The sequence below is a fragment of the Chitinophaga sp. 9-1-y genome, from assembly GCF_059511905.2.
On the sequence record NZ_CM197955.1, the window covers coordinates 6,770,137 to 6,786,319 of the forward strand.

The 16,183-nt window shown below is 44.6% G+C and carries 17 protein-coding genes; 5 read left to right on the top strand and 12 right to left on the bottom strand.

What is annotated here, in order from left to right:
- The first annotated feature begins 3 nt into the window (after positions 1–3).
- Positions 4–849, top strand: coding sequence for an endonuclease/exonuclease/phosphatase family protein (locus AC5ZC7_RS26810; protein ID WP_496162863.1), 846 nt, complete (start codon positions 4–6; stop codon positions 847–849).
- A gap of 96 nt (positions 850–945) precedes the next feature.
- On the opposite strand, the gene AC5ZC7_RS26815 is transcribed toward AC5ZC7_RS26810, so the two are convergent.
- The 3 genes from AC5ZC7_RS26815 to AC5ZC7_RS26825 form a co-directional block, all read right to left on the bottom strand.
- Positions 946–1,707: a hypothetical protein gene (locus AC5ZC7_RS26815; protein WP_496162861.1), complete on the bottom strand. Its 762-nt coding sequence runs from the start codon at positions 1,705–1,707 to the stop codon at positions 946–948.
- Between the two features lie 155 nt (positions 1,708–1,862).
- Entirely contained in the window at positions 1,863–3,182 is a 1,320-nt protein-coding gene (locus AC5ZC7_RS26820; RefSeq protein WP_496162860.1) for a M20/M25/M40 family metallo-hydrolase, read from the bottom strand.
- Positions 3,183–3,189: 7 nt separating this feature from the next.
- Positions 3,190–5,586, bottom strand: a complete 2,397-nt coding sequence (locus AC5ZC7_RS26825; protein WP_496162859.1) for a redoxin domain-containing protein — start codon at positions 5,584–5,586, stop codon at positions 3,190–3,192.
- A gap of 94 nt (positions 5,587–5,680) precedes the next feature.
- Here AC5ZC7_RS26825 and ruvB point away from each other — a divergent pair, with 94 nt between their 5' ends.
- Positions 5,681–6,709, top strand: a complete 1,029-nt coding sequence (ruvB, locus tag AC5ZC7_RS26830) for a Holliday junction branch migration DNA helicase RuvB (RefSeq protein WP_496162858.1) — start codon at positions 5,681–5,683, stop codon at positions 6,707–6,709.
- A gap of 133 nt (positions 6,710–6,842) precedes the next feature.
- Here the strand turns inward: ruvB and AC5ZC7_RS26835 are convergent, their stop codons facing one another.
- From AC5ZC7_RS26835 to AC5ZC7_RS26845, 3 genes are all read right to left on the bottom strand, one after another.
- Entirely contained in the window at positions 6,843–7,547 is a 705-nt protein-coding gene (locus AC5ZC7_RS26835) for a response regulator (protein ID WP_496162857.1), read from the bottom strand.
- Between the two features lie 124 nt (positions 7,548–7,671).
- Positions 7,672–8,463: a DUF3108 domain-containing protein gene (locus AC5ZC7_RS26840; RefSeq protein WP_496162856.1), complete on the bottom strand. Its 792-nt coding sequence runs from the start codon at positions 8,461–8,463 to the stop codon at positions 7,672–7,674.
- A gap of 9 nt (positions 8,464–8,472) precedes the next feature.
- Entirely contained in the window at positions 8,473–9,480 is a 1,008-nt protein-coding gene (locus tag AC5ZC7_RS26845) for a lysylphosphatidylglycerol synthase domain-containing protein (protein WP_496162855.1), read from the bottom strand.
- Between the two features lie 13 nt (positions 9,481–9,493).
- Here AC5ZC7_RS26845 and ruvC point away from each other — a divergent pair, with 13 nt between their 5' ends.
- Positions 9,494–10,054, top strand: a complete 561-nt coding sequence (ruvC, locus tag AC5ZC7_RS26850; protein WP_496162854.1) for a crossover junction endodeoxyribonuclease RuvC — start codon at positions 9,494–9,496, stop codon at positions 10,052–10,054.
- A 185-nt stretch (positions 10,055–10,239) separates the two neighbouring features.
- Complete coding sequence (locus AC5ZC7_RS26855) at positions 10,240–10,941, top strand: response regulator (RefSeq protein ID WP_496162853.1); 702 nt, start codon at positions 10,240–10,242, stop codon at positions 10,939–10,941.
- 5 nt (positions 10,942–10,946) lie between these two features.
- On the opposite strand, the gene AC5ZC7_RS26860 is transcribed toward AC5ZC7_RS26855, so the two are convergent.
- The 4 genes from AC5ZC7_RS26860 to rsmA form a co-directional block, all read right to left on the bottom strand.
- Entirely contained in the window at positions 10,947–11,336 is a 390-nt protein-coding gene (locus tag AC5ZC7_RS26860; RefSeq protein ID WP_496162852.1) for an HIT domain-containing protein, read from the bottom strand.
- A 90-nt stretch (positions 11,337–11,426) separates the two neighbouring features.
- Complete coding sequence (gene greA, locus AC5ZC7_RS26865) at positions 11,427–11,900, bottom strand: transcription elongation factor GreA (RefSeq protein WP_496162851.1); 474 nt, start codon at positions 11,898–11,900, stop codon at positions 11,427–11,429.
- A gap of 186 nt (positions 11,901–12,086) precedes the next feature.
- Positions 12,087–13,016, bottom strand: coding sequence for an NAD(P)-dependent oxidoreductase (locus AC5ZC7_RS26870; protein ID WP_496162850.1), 930 nt, complete (start codon positions 13,014–13,016; stop codon positions 12,087–12,089).
- Positions 13,013–13,768 carry a 16S rRNA (adenine(1518)-N(6)/adenine(1519)-N(6))-dimethyltransferase RsmA gene (gene rsmA, locus AC5ZC7_RS26875; RefSeq protein ID WP_496162849.1) on the bottom strand — a complete coding sequence of 252 codons (756 nt, stop codon included), beginning with the start codon at positions 13,766–13,768 and terminating at the stop codon, positions 13,013–13,015. The genes AC5ZC7_RS26870 and rsmA overlap by 4 nt, the downstream gene beginning before the upstream one ends.
- Positions 13,769–13,931: 163 nt before the next feature.
- On the opposite strand from rsmA, the gene pdxA reads away from it, so the two are divergent.
- Entirely contained in the window at positions 13,932–14,993 is a 1,062-nt protein-coding gene (pdxA, locus tag AC5ZC7_RS26880; protein WP_496162848.1) for a 4-hydroxythreonine-4-phosphate dehydrogenase PdxA, read from the top strand.
- A 122-nt stretch (positions 14,994–15,115) separates the two neighbouring features.
- Here pdxA and AC5ZC7_RS26885 read toward each other — a convergent pair whose 3' ends face one another.
- Entirely contained in the window at positions 15,116–15,418 is a 303-nt protein-coding gene (locus AC5ZC7_RS26885; RefSeq protein WP_496162847.1) for a transcriptional regulator, read from the bottom strand.
- Positions 15,419–15,524: 106 nt separating this feature from the next.
- Positions 15,525–16,175, bottom strand: a complete 651-nt coding sequence (locus AC5ZC7_RS26890; protein WP_496162846.1) for a hypothetical protein — start codon at positions 16,173–16,175, stop codon at positions 15,525–15,527.
- Positions 16,176–16,183 lie beyond the last annotated feature (8 nt).

The following is a 16,183-nucleotide window of genomic DNA, read 5'->3' on the forward strand; positions in this document are numbered from 1 at the left end:
GGAATGAAAAAACTATTGCTGTCAGGCCTTTGCTGCCTGATCATGGGAAGCATGGCTGCACAGACGCCATTAAAGGTGATGACGTTTAATATCCGGTATAATAATCCCGACGACAGCCTGAATGCCTGGCCTCACCGCAAAGACAAAGTAGCTTCTGAAGTATTATTCTACGGCGCTGCCACCTTAGGCGTACAGGAAGCATTGCACGACCAGATGCAGGATTTGCAGCAGCGGCTGCCTGCTTATAAAAGCATTGGTGTAGGTAGAGACGATGGAAAAACAAAAGGAGAATATTCCGCGATATTTTATGATACTACCCGTTTACAGCTGTTAAAAAGTGAAACGTTCTGGTTATCTGAAACCCCTACTGTGGCGGGAAAAATAGGTTGGGATGGGGCTTGTACACGCATTGTAACCTGGGGTAAATTCCGTGATAAAAAAACAAACAAAGTATTTTTCCACTTCAACACGCATTTTGATCATATGGGGAAAATTGCCCGTAGAGAGAGTGCTAAGTTCCTGTTGCAACAGGTGCATCATTTAGCTGGCAATACCCCCGCTATTATTACCGGCGACTTCAACGCGATCCCGGCTGACGAGCCTATTCAAATCATTTTGAATGCGAACGACCCGTTACATTTAACCGATAGTAAAGCCATCAGCCAAACGCCACACTTTGGTCCGGTAGGGACATTTCATGGATGGCGCGTAGAAGGAGATCAGCCAATCGACTATATTTTTCTGAAAGGGAAATTCAATGTACTTAAACATGCTACGATATCAGAGGCGTGGGAAGGAAGATATGCGTCTGATCACTTTGCGGTATATGCGGAGATTGATTTAAAATAACAGCACAGGATAACAGGAGATGAATTTGTGTGAAGAAGATCTGTGGCAAGCTCCATTCACCACTTCACACAAATTCATCATTCATCTGCTTATCAGTTAGTCATGCGTGTGCTCAACAGACATACTGTTTTCCAATGCGTCTACCACCTTGTTATGGAGGTTACCATTGATGTCAACAGAGATTTGCAGTTTACCATTGTTAAAGGATCCGGTGAAGTCGCCGATCTGCAGTTTGGTCAGAATCAGGTCCATTGAAATTTTCAGCGAACCTTTCCAATCGATTTTGGTATCTGTCACTACTACATCTTTTCCTTTCGCCATTAATTCAATCTGGCCGGAAAGCAGGATTTCTACCGGGATTTTTTTGCTATCCCAGGTAATAAAGCCTTTGAGTTTTACAGCAGGATCTTTCTTATCCCCTTCTACTCTGGCATACACTTTAACCTGTTGGTAAGTGCCTTTAGGAATTTTGATAGCACCCAGGAAAGTAGGTACTTTCTTCAGATCAATCTGCCGATCTGTTTTCAATTTAAATTCCAATTCATCTTTTCCGCGTTTGGCATCGAAGCGGATTTCTCTTAAACGAGCCGTAGCAGTGTCCCAGGTGATGTCGAAACCGCCGGAAGCAGCTTTTGCCATAGAAGCATCGCCTGTAATGGCAGATAAGCGTCCTGAAGCATCAGGTGATAAAGTGGCAGTTGGATTGACAGCAGAAATTTCGTAGTTCACACTGGCTACGTCAGCGTCGTTGATTGGTTGTTGTGTGTCTGGACCAGCCATGTCCTTGTTAGAACAGGACGACAGCAGGATGGATGCAATGCCCACAGCACCGCAGAATTGTAGGATTCCGGTTTTCATTATCGATATGGTTTTTAATGACTAATGGGGAAATTCTCCCGGTAAATTTAACAAAGAATTTGTGAAAATAAATAAGTTCATTGTTAATTAAAAAAGAATGATCCGGTGGAACAACGTTCCATCGGATCAATATATTATATGCTGGTAACATTATTTTACTTCAGGGATGCCTTCTCAATTCGTGTAGGCGTATCCGTTCCATTCACTATAGTTCCGGCACTGATCGCTATCGCATTAATGATATCAGTAATATTCCCTACGTCCAGCGTAGACAGCTCGTCGTCAACGGTATGGTAGTACTGGTCTTTATCAATCTGCGTGGTAGAAATAGTATGTGCGGGCACCCCTTGTCTGGCGAGCGTGGCGTTATCTGACCGGTAGAATAGACCTTGTTCAGGATATGGATCCGGGTGGAAACTAAACGTAGAGCCTTTGAGGTTACGTTGTAGTATTGGTCCGAAATCAGAACGCTCGAACCCGGTGATGAAAGCGCTGTTCCTACCAAATTTGGATTCCTTCCCAATCATTTCAATATTAAACATCGCTACCACTTTATCGGGATCCTGTTTCTCAGAGAAATAGCGGGAGCCGTGTCCACCGGTTTCTTCAGCGGTGAACGCTACGAAAATAATGGAGCGTACCGGCGGATGTTTCTTAAAATATTTCGACAACATAATAACTGCGGTAGTACCGGAAGCATCATCATCTGCGCCATTGGCAATGCTATCACCAGCTACAGCGGGTAAAGTACCCAGGTGATCGTAGTGGCCGGAAAAGATCACATATTCATCTGGTTTGCCACTGCCTTTAATCATGCCCGCAACATTCGCAAAATGTTGTATATGAATATCTCTCTGGAGATGTATACGCCAGGTGGCATCCGCTGCCACAGGTTCTTTCTCATATACCATAATGATATGCTTCCCTTCTGATGCTTTATCGGCCGCTACTTCAAGCGCCGCTTTGGTATCGTAACTACGTTCTGAAAAAGTAGCGGATAAATCGCTCAGAAAGCCCGCCATGGAAGGGTCCAGCCATACCAACGTATTTTTCTCCAGTTTCTCCGGATGACGTATGATTTGCATCAGCGCTGCCGGATCTTTCGTATGGATCTCATTATAGCTACCATCTTTTTCCCAGTCAAAACTGCGTCCGGCACCTACCGGAATAACAGGCCAGTCTTTTGTTTGTCCATTAACGGTCAGGGCTACACTGGTTTGTTCCATGCGGTATTTTCCAAACTCCTGGAAGAAATTTGTTTCACCAGGTAAGGGTTGCAGACCTGATTTGGTAAACTCGCTGCTGATAAATTGCGCGGCTTTTTCAATTCCGGGAGTGCCGGGTAAGCGCCCACCCATGTCATCTGCTGCCAATGTGCCTATGATGCGGGCAACTTCTTTTTCTTTAATATCCTGTGCATAACCGGTAACTGCCATTGTACCGGCTACGAAACATAATAACAGTGATTTCCTCATAAAGCAGTTAATCCTTTTTCTTATTTTTTATATTGATTGTTGATGGTGGTGCTTTCTCATATGCATTGCTATACATTTTAAGGATGGCTGCATAGTCAGTGCCAAACTGCAAGTCTAGCATTTTCCCTTCAGGTGAAACTAACACTTTGGTAGGATAACCGCGCACTTTATATAAATTTTCTACTTTATTATCTGAATGAGCGGCGGGGAAAGCGTAGGTGTTTCCAGCCAGGAAATCCCTGGTGGTTTCCAGTGGCTCCCTGCAGGCGATGGTGAGCAGCGCAGCACCCGGATACTTGCCTGCGTTCATTTCTTCAGCCAATTGGCTCAGGTGAGGTAAATCCCTCCGGCAAGGCATGCACCAGGCTCCCCAGAAATCCAGCAACAACCATTTTCCTTTGTAGTCCGACAACCGGAACGATTTTTCATCTCTTACTCCTTTGAGCACAAAATCAGGGGCCTGTTCCCATTCCTTCATGACCACTTTTTGAAAATATTCGAGGAATGATTTACCGGGGAACTGTTTTTCAAATAATACCCTGGCATTATCCAGCATAGCAGGCTGCGACAGCAATTGCCTGGAAAGTGCTTTTATGGCTTCTTCCGGGCGCCCTATCCCAGCCAATGCTTCTGCGAACTCCTGGCTGTAATCTTCTTTTGCATTTAGGAAATCTCTGTCATAAAAACTCTCCTTCGCTTTCTCCTGGTTATTCTTCGGGGCGTTGGCCGCCGCTAATGCCAGATATTGCAAGGCGGCCTCCTTGTTGCCCGGGAGGAGTTGTTCGTATTTAAGGTGATACGCATGAGCAAGGAGTTGCCGGTTCGCATATTTCCTTTCCTGGAAATCCAGATAAGCAGCCCAGGCGACGGTATCTGACTGGTTATACACCAGGTCTGCTACTGTTTTATTGAGCAAAGTATCCGCCTCCTTTTGTAAATGGGCTTTCCGCAAAATATCGTACACCAGTAGTTTATAGCGGGCGGCTTTCCCTACTATCATTTCTGTTGATGCAAAACTGTCTGCTTCGTCCAGTAATTTTTTTAATATAGCCGTATCCGTAGTATGATTCATTTTATTCCACCAGGCCATTGGTTTTACGGTGGCCTGCATTACACTGTCTTTTTCCATTACCATTTGGTCAATAATGTCTTGTGCAGTGGCTAATTTCCCTTTTGCTTCTCCAAACACCCGCTGAATGGCCTTTTCGCTCATCCCCGCGGCTGTAAATTGCCTCCTGGCATCAACAGTATCAAACGGACTATCGATAAGGTGTTGATAAAATACCTCATCCACCCATTGATTGGCTACCAATTTATTAGCGGACAATAACCTTATCAATACCATTGCTGAATCTGCGTCTACAGAGGAAACATGCTGCAACTTGTTAAACACAGCACTCGGATCAACGGCCAAAGCATAGGAAGGGATGCTGTCCAGCACATCTTCATATATTTCCCTGATATATTGCGAATGCACAACATTTAAATTCAGCATTGCCAGTTTAAATGGTAAACGGTTGCCATAACGGGGACGATTCAACGCAAGAAAATCAGCCACCCTGGCAGAATCCAGTTCTCCCCTGACATGGAGTGTATTGCTTAATTCATTCAGCCGCACCAGTGTATTGTAATAGGCGGTATCCACCAATGCCGGCTGGGCAGGGGCTGGTAACCACCTGCTATTGATACTGTCAGTTACGCTTGCTGTGGATGGACCAATATGACCAGTGCAGGCAATTACCCGTTTGGTACTACGGGAAAGTACATACGAAAGACAGCTAGATGGCTGCAATTGACCGGAAAAAACGGTATTCTCCACACCCGTAATAGTAACCGTTTCCGGAGACACCGCCTCCACTTCATAGGTCCATTGCCCCCGGGTCCATTTATAGTGGGGCATTACTTTTGCCGGGAAAGGCGCTATTGCACCGGTCAAAAAGTATGGCAATGACTTCCATTCTTTCGCCCTGTCTGCCTGCCAATTCAGGGGCAGCCCCAATGCCGCTGAAGTAACCGCGCTCACCGCATCCACGTTTGCCGGCTCTCCGATGCTGTCGTTCGGAAATATTTTGAATTTCAGCGGCTGATACAATAACTGCATATCGGGGAGTGACAGCATATTTACTAAATAGGCAGCAGAATCCGTACTGTTATACTGATAGCCATTGCCGCTCCCTGCAACGCTCAGTAATTGCGCTTCTGCATCAGCCGAGCCGTCTTTGTTTACCTGTATTATTCTTATACGATACACCCGGTCCTTCTGCTGCCGGAAACCACGAAAATTTAGATCGAAGTTTGCCTGGTACAACCAACTTTCTTTTGGTATAAACCGTGATTGGGCATTTAATGTAAGCACGCTGCTCATCCATATTATCAGAGCAAGCAACAATGGGAATCTGGACATATAGGGGATAGATTTAGTATGATCAAGATAACGATATAAACAAACACCTGCCTCCTACCTTTGAATATTTGCGTATTTTTGAGGTTATACAATTATGTCCAATCAGCCTTTAAGACCAGAAGATACCAAGCTCAGTGCCGCAGACAAAGAGTTTGAGAATAGTATCCGTCCCAAAGAGATCATGGATTTTTCGGGGCAGGATCAAATTATCGAGAACCTGAAAATATTCATCAAAGCGGCGAAGATGCGTGGCGAAGCCCTCGATCACGTGTTGTTTCACGGTCCTCCGGGGCTGGGGAAAACCACGCTGTCGCGTATTGTGGCCAATGAACTCGGGGTAAATATCCGCGAAACTTCCGGGCCGGTGATTGAGAAACCTGGCGACCTGGCCGGTTTGCTCACCAACCTGGAAGATAAAGATGTACTGTTTATTGACGAAATACACCGGCTCAGTACCGTGGTGGAAGAATACCTGTATTCCGCCATGGAAGATTATCGTATCGATATTATGATTGATACGGGTCCCAGTGCGCGTTCTATACAAATCAACCTGCAGCCGTTTACCCTGATAGGTGCTACCACCCGGTCCGGGTTGCTCACGGCGCCATTATTGTCGCGCTTTGGCATCAAATCCAGGCTGGAATACTATAGTGCGGCTACCTTACAAAAAATTCTGTGGCGGGCTGCCGGACTACTGAATACCAAAATCACCTCTGATGCGGCCCACGAAATAGCCCGGCGTTCAAGGGGTACGCCCCGTATTGCCAACGGACTGCTGCGGCGGGTACGTGACTTTGCCCAGGTAATTGGTACTGGTGTTATTGATATGGAAATAGCCCAGCTCAGCTTAAAAGCCCTGAATGTAGATGAATACGGCCTTGATGAAATGGATAACCGCATCCTGAATGTGATTATCGAAAACTTCAAGGGTGGCCCAGTGGGCATTACCACCATTGCTACTGCAGTAGGGGAAGAAGCGGGTACGCTGGAAGAAGTATATGAGCCTTTCCTGATCCAGGAAGGCTTTATTAAGCGTACGCCAAGGGGAAGAGAAGTCACAGAGAAAGCATATGTACATCTGGGAAAAACGTCCTTCAGAGGTGGCAGCAATTTGCTTTTTTGAGCTGAAAGCATAAAGCCGAAAGCAAAAAGCTATTAAAGCGAATGATAAAAGCGATTAAGTAATTTAATATTCGCTCCTAGTCATTCGCTTTAATAGCTTTTTGCTTTCGGCTTTATGCTTTCAGCTTCATTATTTATGCTTCTTTCACCACCAAACGGAACCCATTACCGTGGATATTCACGATTTCGATGTTGGGATCGTCTTTCAGGTACTTACGCAGTTTGGCGATATATACATCCATACTACGGCCGTTGAAGTAGGTATCGCTACCCCATATTTTTTTCAGTGCCAGTTCTCTTGGCAGCAGGTCATTTTTATGTTCGCATAACATGTGCAGTAATTCGTTCTCTTTAGGGGAGAGCGTGTGTGTTTCACTGTTATGAGCCAGGGTACGCAGGCGGGAGTTAAAAGCGTAGGAGCCAATTACAAACTCGTGTACTTCTTCTTCTTTGTTGTTCAGTTCCTGGTTACGTTTCAGGATAGCTTTGATTTTCAGCAGCAGTAATTCGCTGTCGAATGGCTTGGAGATATAATCATCGGCACCCAGTTTATATCCCTGGATGATGTCTTCCTTCATGGTTTTGGCGGAGAGGAAGAAAAGCGGAATATCAGGATCTACGTCCCGGATTTCTTCCGCCAGCTTAAATCCGTCCATATTGGGCATCATAATGTCCAGCAGACAGATGTCAAACTTTTCGCGGCGGAAGGCTGCCAGAGCCAGGATACCATCGCGGCACAATTCCACATCGTAGTCATTCAGCTCCAGGTAGTTTTTCAACACCATACCCAGATTGGTATCATCCTCAGCCAGTAATATTTTCGGTTTACGTTCTTCCATAATCATAAAGGATTGATTATAACAAATATAAAGTTTTTCTGCGGCACGAAAGGTCGGTAAAATTTAGGGGCCGGCGGTCAAATGAATTGTTAAAACTATTACTATGATAAGTCCGGAATGGGGGTTATTTCTTGCTCAGCAGCGATGTAAAGGGGTAACGGAGGTTACCGTAATTCACCATATCCACCACAATGTTACCAACAGAAATGGGGCTTTCTATGCGTAAAGGCACTTTATTGGCATCATCACTTACCCAAACCGTCATTTTTTCCCCGCCTTCGAAGATGGTTCCTTTGATCAGGAGTGGTTTGAACTTGATAGCGCGGAACTTCCCGAATTTAGTATTGATTTCTTCTTTACCCATATACCGGATATAGATATTATACACCTGGTCATCCAGGAACATGGCAAAAGGGATTTTATCACCTGCCACATATTTATCGAAGTTAATATTACGGGCGTAATAAATGGCGCTGATTACATCCTGTACGCAGGGAGGTACGGTAAAGGTGCCGTTGGTACTGATGGCCTGATGGCCGGCCTGGTTGAATACAACGTTATTAAAGATTTTATAGCCGCCTTCATTTACATTCCGGACAAACTTCAGGGGTTGCAGGGTAGCGGTATCGATATAGCTTTCATATTTATCCCGTACTTTAAAGATCCAATCGTAGGCCCGGTAGGTTTTACCATCTCCGACTACATGGTATACATCGCGGTTAGCGAAGCGTTCGAGGGCAACATTAAAAGTAGCTTCTCCTGCGCCTACATACATTTTACCAAGATTATAGAAAACTTTCAGGGTGATACTTTCGCCGGCATTAAAGCTGGTATTACGAATGGAGCAGAAATCGTTTTGCGCTTCAACACGTTGAATACAGGAGAGCCATAAGATAAATAGTAGCAGATACTTCATTGGTGGAAGCTATTTTTCCTTAAAAATTTTTACTCCTAATAACAACACACTCCCCAAAACGGCAGGCACTACCAGGTTAATCAGCCATATACCTACTGTGGCAGCAACAATGGCCATCGTATTGGAGCTCAACAAACCAAGGAAAAAGATACTCACTTTTCCGCGTACCCCCAATTCTGCGATAGCGATAGTAGGAACGCCAGCCATTACCAGGTAAATTACACTGTTCAGTAAGAAGGCCTGCCACCACATGAACTCCATGCCAAGTGCGTCCAACAAAATCAAATACTGTGCCGAGAAGACGATATACCGGAAGGCTGAAAGCAGCAACAGGTAACACAATTCGCCGGATGAGTATTGCGCTATAATTTGAACAAATGGCTTTGCTTTCCGCAAAAAAGGCACCTTCTCAAATACAGACAGAATAATTTGTAACCGAAAATATAACAATATAGTCAGGCCACAAATAAGTATACCGCCAATGAGGATTATTTTCTGCCACAGGGAAGGGTTCAGGAACGCACTCTCCTTTGCCAGCGCGAAGTTGTTGATATAGTACAGCAAACCAATTAACCCAAAAATAATAGTCACAATCAACTGGCTGAAACTTCCCACAATGGTAGCTGCTATGGCTTTGAGTTTATGATCGTTCTGCAGGTAAAGGATACGTCCACCGTACTCGCCTACACGATTTGGGGTATTAATGGATAACGATACCCCTGAAAGAATAGCGCTGAAGGCTCTTGGAAAGGACACGGCTTCCAGCGGTGCCACTAACTTCTGCCATTTACGGGCTTCCAGCCCCCAGTTAAAAAGCATGAGTACCACCACGAGGAAAACACCCACCCAGCCTTTCTCCTGTAGGGTTTCCCACATATGATGAACGGAAACCTGCAGGTTATCCCGGTGCTTCAACTGTGAATAAATAGAATAGGCCAGCCAGGTAAAAAGCCCTGCTCCTAATAAGTAATTGAGAATTATTTTGGTACTTTTGTTCAGATAGTAAAATTTTGGCAAAAATAAACTGTGGTTGGCAAACAAGTCAAAAATAATTCTCGGCATTGACCCCGGTACCCTCGTAATGGGCTATGGGCTTATACTTATAGAAGGGAAAAAAGCCCGTCTCCTGGAGATGGATGTCCTGAAACTATCCAAATTCAAAGATCACTACGAAAGACTACAACTGATTCACGCAAGGGTACAGGAACTCATTTTGGAGCATAAACCAACCAGTTTTGCTATTGAAGCCCCCTTTTTTGGAAAGAACGTACAAAGTATGCTCAAACTCGGACGTGCCCAGGGCGTAGCCATTGCGGCAGCCATCCAGGGAGGCCTGGCAGTGACTGAATATTCTCCCAAAAAAGTAAAACAATCCGTTACCGGCAATGGTAATGCTGATAAAGAGCAAGTCTGGTTAATGCTGCAGCGTATTCTCAGTATATCAGAACGCCCTGATTACCTTGATGCTACAGATGCGCTGGCTGTAGCCGTATGTCATTTTTACCAGGAAACCAATCCGCTCGCAGGACTCAGCAAAGCTAAAGGCTGGGAACAATTCCTGCAACAACACCCTGAAAGGGTTACCCGGTAAAAACAAACCTGCGAAAAGGTTATTTCATAAATCCGTAAATTGTAGTTACTTTGGTTGAAATTCAACAACCCATTTAAAGCTACCGGCCAGAGACCGGACCATAGCTTAACTATGAAAAGTGACCATCATTTGTAATTGACAGGTTATATAACAAGCTTTTTTATATTAATCAGCATCAGGCAGATATGAAAGCAAGAATCCTATTGGTGGAAGATGATCAAAATATTGGTGCGGTTACGAAAAAACGATTGGAAGAAGCGGGTTATGATGTAGTGCACAGTATAGACGGCCAGGCGGCATGGGAGCAGTTTCAATTACGCTCTTTCGATATTTGCTTACTGGATGTGATGATGCCCAAAAAAGACGGACTACAATTGGCGCAGCAAATCCGCGAACTCAATGACCATGTTCCTATATTATTCCTCACTTCCAAGAATGAAAAAGAAGACAGAATAGCCGGTCTCCAAACCGGAGCGGATGACTATATCAGCAAACCTTTCAGTATGCAGGAGCTTATACTCCGCATTGAAGTGTTTCTGAAGCGGACCATGGGCCGTAGTAGTAAAGACAAATCTAACCAGTTTGCCATTGGCCTGCTGACCTTCGATTACGACGACCTTCGCCTCTTTACTACCAATGGAGATGTGTCTATTTCCGTGACACAGAAAGAAGCGGATCTGTTAAAATACTTCTGTAATAATCCCAATAAAACACTTAAAAGAGAAGATATTCTTTCCAATGTATGGGGAAAGGACGACTACTTCCTCGGACGTAGCATGGATGTTTTCATTACCAAACTACGGAAACATTTCAAGTCAGATCCACAAATCAAACTGGAAACGGTACATGGGGTGGGCTTCCGGTTTAACGTTCCCCCGCCCCGGTAACACAATTATAACGCCGCAACAATCAGTGACTGTATCTCCTTAAATTCGTCTACAGACAGCTTTAGCTTACTACGGGAAAAATTCATGTCATCTGCCGAGTTAATCGGGATGAGATGCATATGTGCATGCGGCACTTCCAGCCCTACTACACTCACGCCTATACGATTGCAGGGCACTACTTTTTCGATGGCCTGTGCAATAGGCTTGGCAAATAACAGCCACTCCTTCATCAGATCGTCCGACACATCAAAAAACTTATCCGTTTCCACTTTGGGAATTACCAGGGTATGCCCTTTTACCAGGGGGAAAATATCCAGGAAGGCATAAAAATGTTCATTCTCTGCTATTTTATAGCTCGGAATCTCACCTCTGATGATTTTCGTGAAGATGGTCATAGTCGTTATTTCTTATTGCCAATGTAAAAATAAAAAGGGTTGCAAATGAATGCAACCCATACAAATATCCTTAAAAAGTACCAGTACCGCTTATGCAGTAATGCTGTCAATCTTAAATTTAATCTGCCCGTTTGGCGCCTGTACCTCTGCCACATCTCCTACATGCTTTCCTAGTAAGCCTTTTCCGATAGGGGAAGTAACGGAAATTTTGCCCGCTTTAAGATCGGCCTCTGTTTCAGAAACTATCTGGTAAGTAACTGTCTTTTTATTAGCTACATTGGTAATAGTTACCTTGCACAGGATGGATACTTTAGAGGTATCAATCGCATCTGCACTCACAATACGTGAAGCGGCTATAGCCCCTTCCAATGTGGCAATCTTGGCTTCATGCAAACCCTGCGCTTCTTTGGCGGCATCATATTCGGCATTTTCCTTCAAGTCTCCCTTTTCTCTTGCTTCTGAAATAGCACGCGCAATTTCAGCCCGACCCTTGGTTTTAAGTTGGGTCAATTCACTCATCATCTGATCCAGGGTTTCCTTCGTAACGTAATTTATGCCAGACATAACCTGTTGTGTTTTTTTGTGGTTATAAGAAAAAAAAATCAACGCCTCCATTTGCACAGAAGCGTTGTTTACTGGTATTATCGCAAATATAATGAATTTCCTATAAAGAAAAAAGGGCCTTATTTCCGGATTAAATAAATTGAAAATCAACTATTTATCCCGAAAATCACCACCTGCTTGACAGGTTTATAAAATGTTTAATTTCTCTAATACAATACGGGCCATTTTAATACTCGCCTGATGGGAATAACCAGCAATATGCGGGGTCACCACTACATTAGGCGCCTTCAACAGCCACGCCAGTTCTGCTTTTTCTACTTCGGTATATGTATTGAGTTTTTCGTTTTCCAACACATCCAGGCAAGCCCCTGCTACCACACCGTTTTCCAGCGCCGCTATCAGGTCTGGTGTATTCACCAGTTTGCCCCTGGCCGTATTCATGAACCAAACCGGGCGGGCAAAAGCCGCAAAAAAGGCTGCATTGGCCAGGTGCTTTGTTTCCGCGGTTAATGGCAAATGTACACTTACTACATCGGCATGCCTGAAGATTTCCTCCATAGTAGCCTCTTTCACGGCAGCGGTACCAAACCCCGTTTTATACTTATCGTATGCCAGGATATTCACATCAAACCCCTGCAGTTTATGCGCAAAGGTGCTACCGGTATTACCATAGCCGATGATCCCCACGGTTTTGCCATTCAGCTCGTAACCCCGGTTGCCATCCCGCTCCCAAATACCATTTCTCAGTTCCAGGCTACTTTTCAGCACATTATTCAACAGGCAAAGCAACATGCCTACGGCCTGCTCCCCTACTGCATCCCGGTTGCCTTCGGGACTGCTCACACAGTGAATACCCTTACTTTCAGCATAGGGTACATCTATTAATTCCATCCCGGAACCCAAACGCCCTATCCATTGCAGGGAGGTGGCGTGATCCAGGATGTATTTGTCTACCCGGATACGGGTGGTCACAATCAGTCCCACACAATCACGAATGGTACTATATACTTCATCATAGGTAATGGCTGGCTGGTAAATGACATCAAATCCTTTACTTTCCAGCTGATCAATCAAATACGGGTGCGTTTTCGCCGTAACTAATACTTTCCTGCTCATATCATCTTATGGGATAATGCTGCAAAATCAGCCACACTCAACTCTTCCGCTCTTTTTGTAAAAATGGGATCCTGTGCTAACAATTCCTTGTCGAACATTGTCTTCAGCGGGTTACGTAATTGCTTACGCCGTTGTCCGAAGGCAGTTTTCACCAATACAAAAAATTTTCGCTCAGAGGCAATATCTGCGGGTTGTTCCAGCCGGGTGAGGCGAATAACGGCAGATTTCACTTTAGGAGGCGGATTGAAGCAGTTTTCGTGTACTTCAAATAAATATTCGATTTTGTAATATGCCTGTAACAACACACTCAGAATACCATATTCCTTATTGCCATGAGGCGCTGCAATACGCTGGGCTACTTCCTTCTGGAACATACCTACCACCACATCCACCTGGTTGCGCCAATCGAGCACTTTGAACATGATCTGGGTAGAAATATTGTAGGGGAAGTTGCCGATGAGGCGGAACGGACCTTCAAAAGGCAATGCGGCATCCAGGATGCTTTCATTGATCAGCTTACCCTTAATATCGGGGTAAGTTTTTTCCAGGAACTGCACCTTTTCAGTGTCCAGCTCAATAGCCTTAAATTGAATGCCTGGCAACTGCAACAGGTATTTTGTGATGGCGCCCCCACCAGGGCCCACTTCCAGCACTTGCTGGCCTTCGGTTACAGGTAACGACTCTACAATTTTCCTGGAGATATTTTCATCTGTCAGGAAATGCTGGCCGAGAGATTTTTTTAGTGTATACATGGAGGAAGCAAAGATAGCGATTTAGCTTTTAGCTTTTAGCAGTTAGCTTTTAGCAAATGCAGCGAAGATTAACATAATATGTTCTCCTCAGCATTTGCTAAAAGCTAACTGCTAAAAGCTAAAAGCTAATTGTGTATATTTGCCCTTCATTGAGGCAATACACATGAGTACCACCCAGATCAATAAACCGGTAATAGGTATCACCATTGGCGATATCAACAGCATTGGCGCAGAAATTATCATCAAAACGTTTATGGACACGCGTATGATGGAGTTTTGTACACCAGTGATTTTTGCGTCTAACAAAACCATCAACTTTTACCGGAAGCTGATGAATGAAAACAACTTCAATTACCAGAGTATCAAGGATTTTACCCGTCTCAATCATAAGCAGGTAAATGTGTATAACTGTTGGGAAGAAGAGGTACAAATCACTCCAGGGGTACTGAATGAAACTGGGGGTAAATATGCTGCCCGTGCACTCGAAGTAGCCATCAAATGTATGCAGGATGGCTATATCAGCGGACTGGTAACCGCTCCTATCCATAAAAACAATATCCAGAGCGCTAACTTTAACTATACCGGTCATACGCCCTACCTGCGGGATGCCTTCCAGGCAAAGGATGTTCTTATGTTCATGACAGCCGACAACATGCGTGTAGGCCTGCTCACCGAACACGTACCCTTAGCTGAGGTGGCCAAATATGTAACCAAGGAAAACATCCTGGGCAAGCTCCAACTCATGAAAGAGAGCCTGGTAAAAGATTTCGGTATAGATCAACCCCGCATCGCGGTATTGGGACTCAACCCGCACGCCGGCGACGACGGACTGATAGGCCGCGAAGAAATAGAACAGATTGTTCCCGCCATCCGTCATGCCAAAGGCAATGGCATCCTGTGTTTCGGACCCTATAGCGCCGATGCATTTTTTGCCCGTGAAATGTTTAAACAATTTGATGGTGTGCTGGCCATGTACCACGACCAGGGCCTCATTCCGTTCAAATCACTGGCCAGCGGCAATGGCATCAACTATACTGCAGGTCTTGGCATTGTACGCACTTCACCAGACCATGGCACCGCCTTCGATATCGCCGGCAAAAATGTGGCAGATCCTGATTCCTTCAGACAAGCCATCTTTACCTGCCTGGAAATACTCGAACAACGGGTCCGCTATGCAGAAAATACGCGGAACCCTTTAAAGAAAACTGAATTGGCATCTGAATAAGCGGAAAGCAAAAAGCATAAAGCATAAAGCCATCGAAGCGAATGACATTAGCGAGTATTAAATTAATACGCTTTGATCATTCGCTTCGATGGCTTTATGCTTTTTGCTTTTTGCTTTATACTTTATGCTTTCCGCTTCCCGGCATTCAAATACCCCTGAATAGAACTCACATAATTCTCAAAGGCTTTTTTGCCAGCGGCAGTTATTTTACAAATCGTTTGAGGATAATTCTCCTTAAACTGCTTCACTACAGTAATATAGGCAGCATCACGTAACTTATTAATCTGTACACTTAAATTACCTGCGGTGGCATTCGTTTTCTCCTTCAGCAAAGTAAACTCTGCTTCCTGTTCGCTGATTAATACCGACATAATAGCCAGCCGCAATTGTGAATGTAGTACGGGATCCAGATCTTTAAAGTCCATGCGCATGATTTTCTGAGATACCTATCCAGGTATTTAGCTATTTTGATTCAATGACTTACGTGCAATGGAAACAAAATAACTAAATATCTGTATAATAAAATTTCAATTATTTCTGACTAGCATCCAGGAGCTTGCGGGTATATGCTTCTCCCCAATGCGGAGCAATATTAGTTTCCGGCTTGAAAGCGGCAAACTTTGTCAGTGCCAGTTCCAGGGTAGTTTTAGCTTTAGCCTTGCTACCGCCAAATTGTTCCGGTGTAAATAATAATGATTGTCCCTGTAACATGTATACCCGGGGATTTTCAGGATTCAGTGCCTTAGCAGTTTCCAGCTGAGCAGCTGATTCCATACCATACTTCATACCCCTGGTCATGGGATCAACGGTAAGTCTGGCAGTAGCTACCAGCGAACGAATGCAGGCAATTTCTGAGTTCTTGGGGCTCAACGCATCTGCTTTATCCAGGTTGGCTTCTGCCTTATCTGCCAGCGGGTCTATCTGGCTTTTATCTTTCAGCGTAAAAGCCTGCATTACCTGCATATAAGCGGCATAGTAATATGGCAGCCATTGTACTTTCTCTGCATCGGCAATGCGCTCAAAAGTATTGCTCTTCTGTTGCAACCCATCAGGAGTAAACGTGCTGGCGCTATCCAGGTCAGCGGTTTGTTTAACCATTGCATCCTCGTACTGGGCGCTTTGGGCCATGGCAGCGGTAGTACAACTACCCGCAATTAAAAAAGCTAAAAAGAAACGTTTCATATTTATTG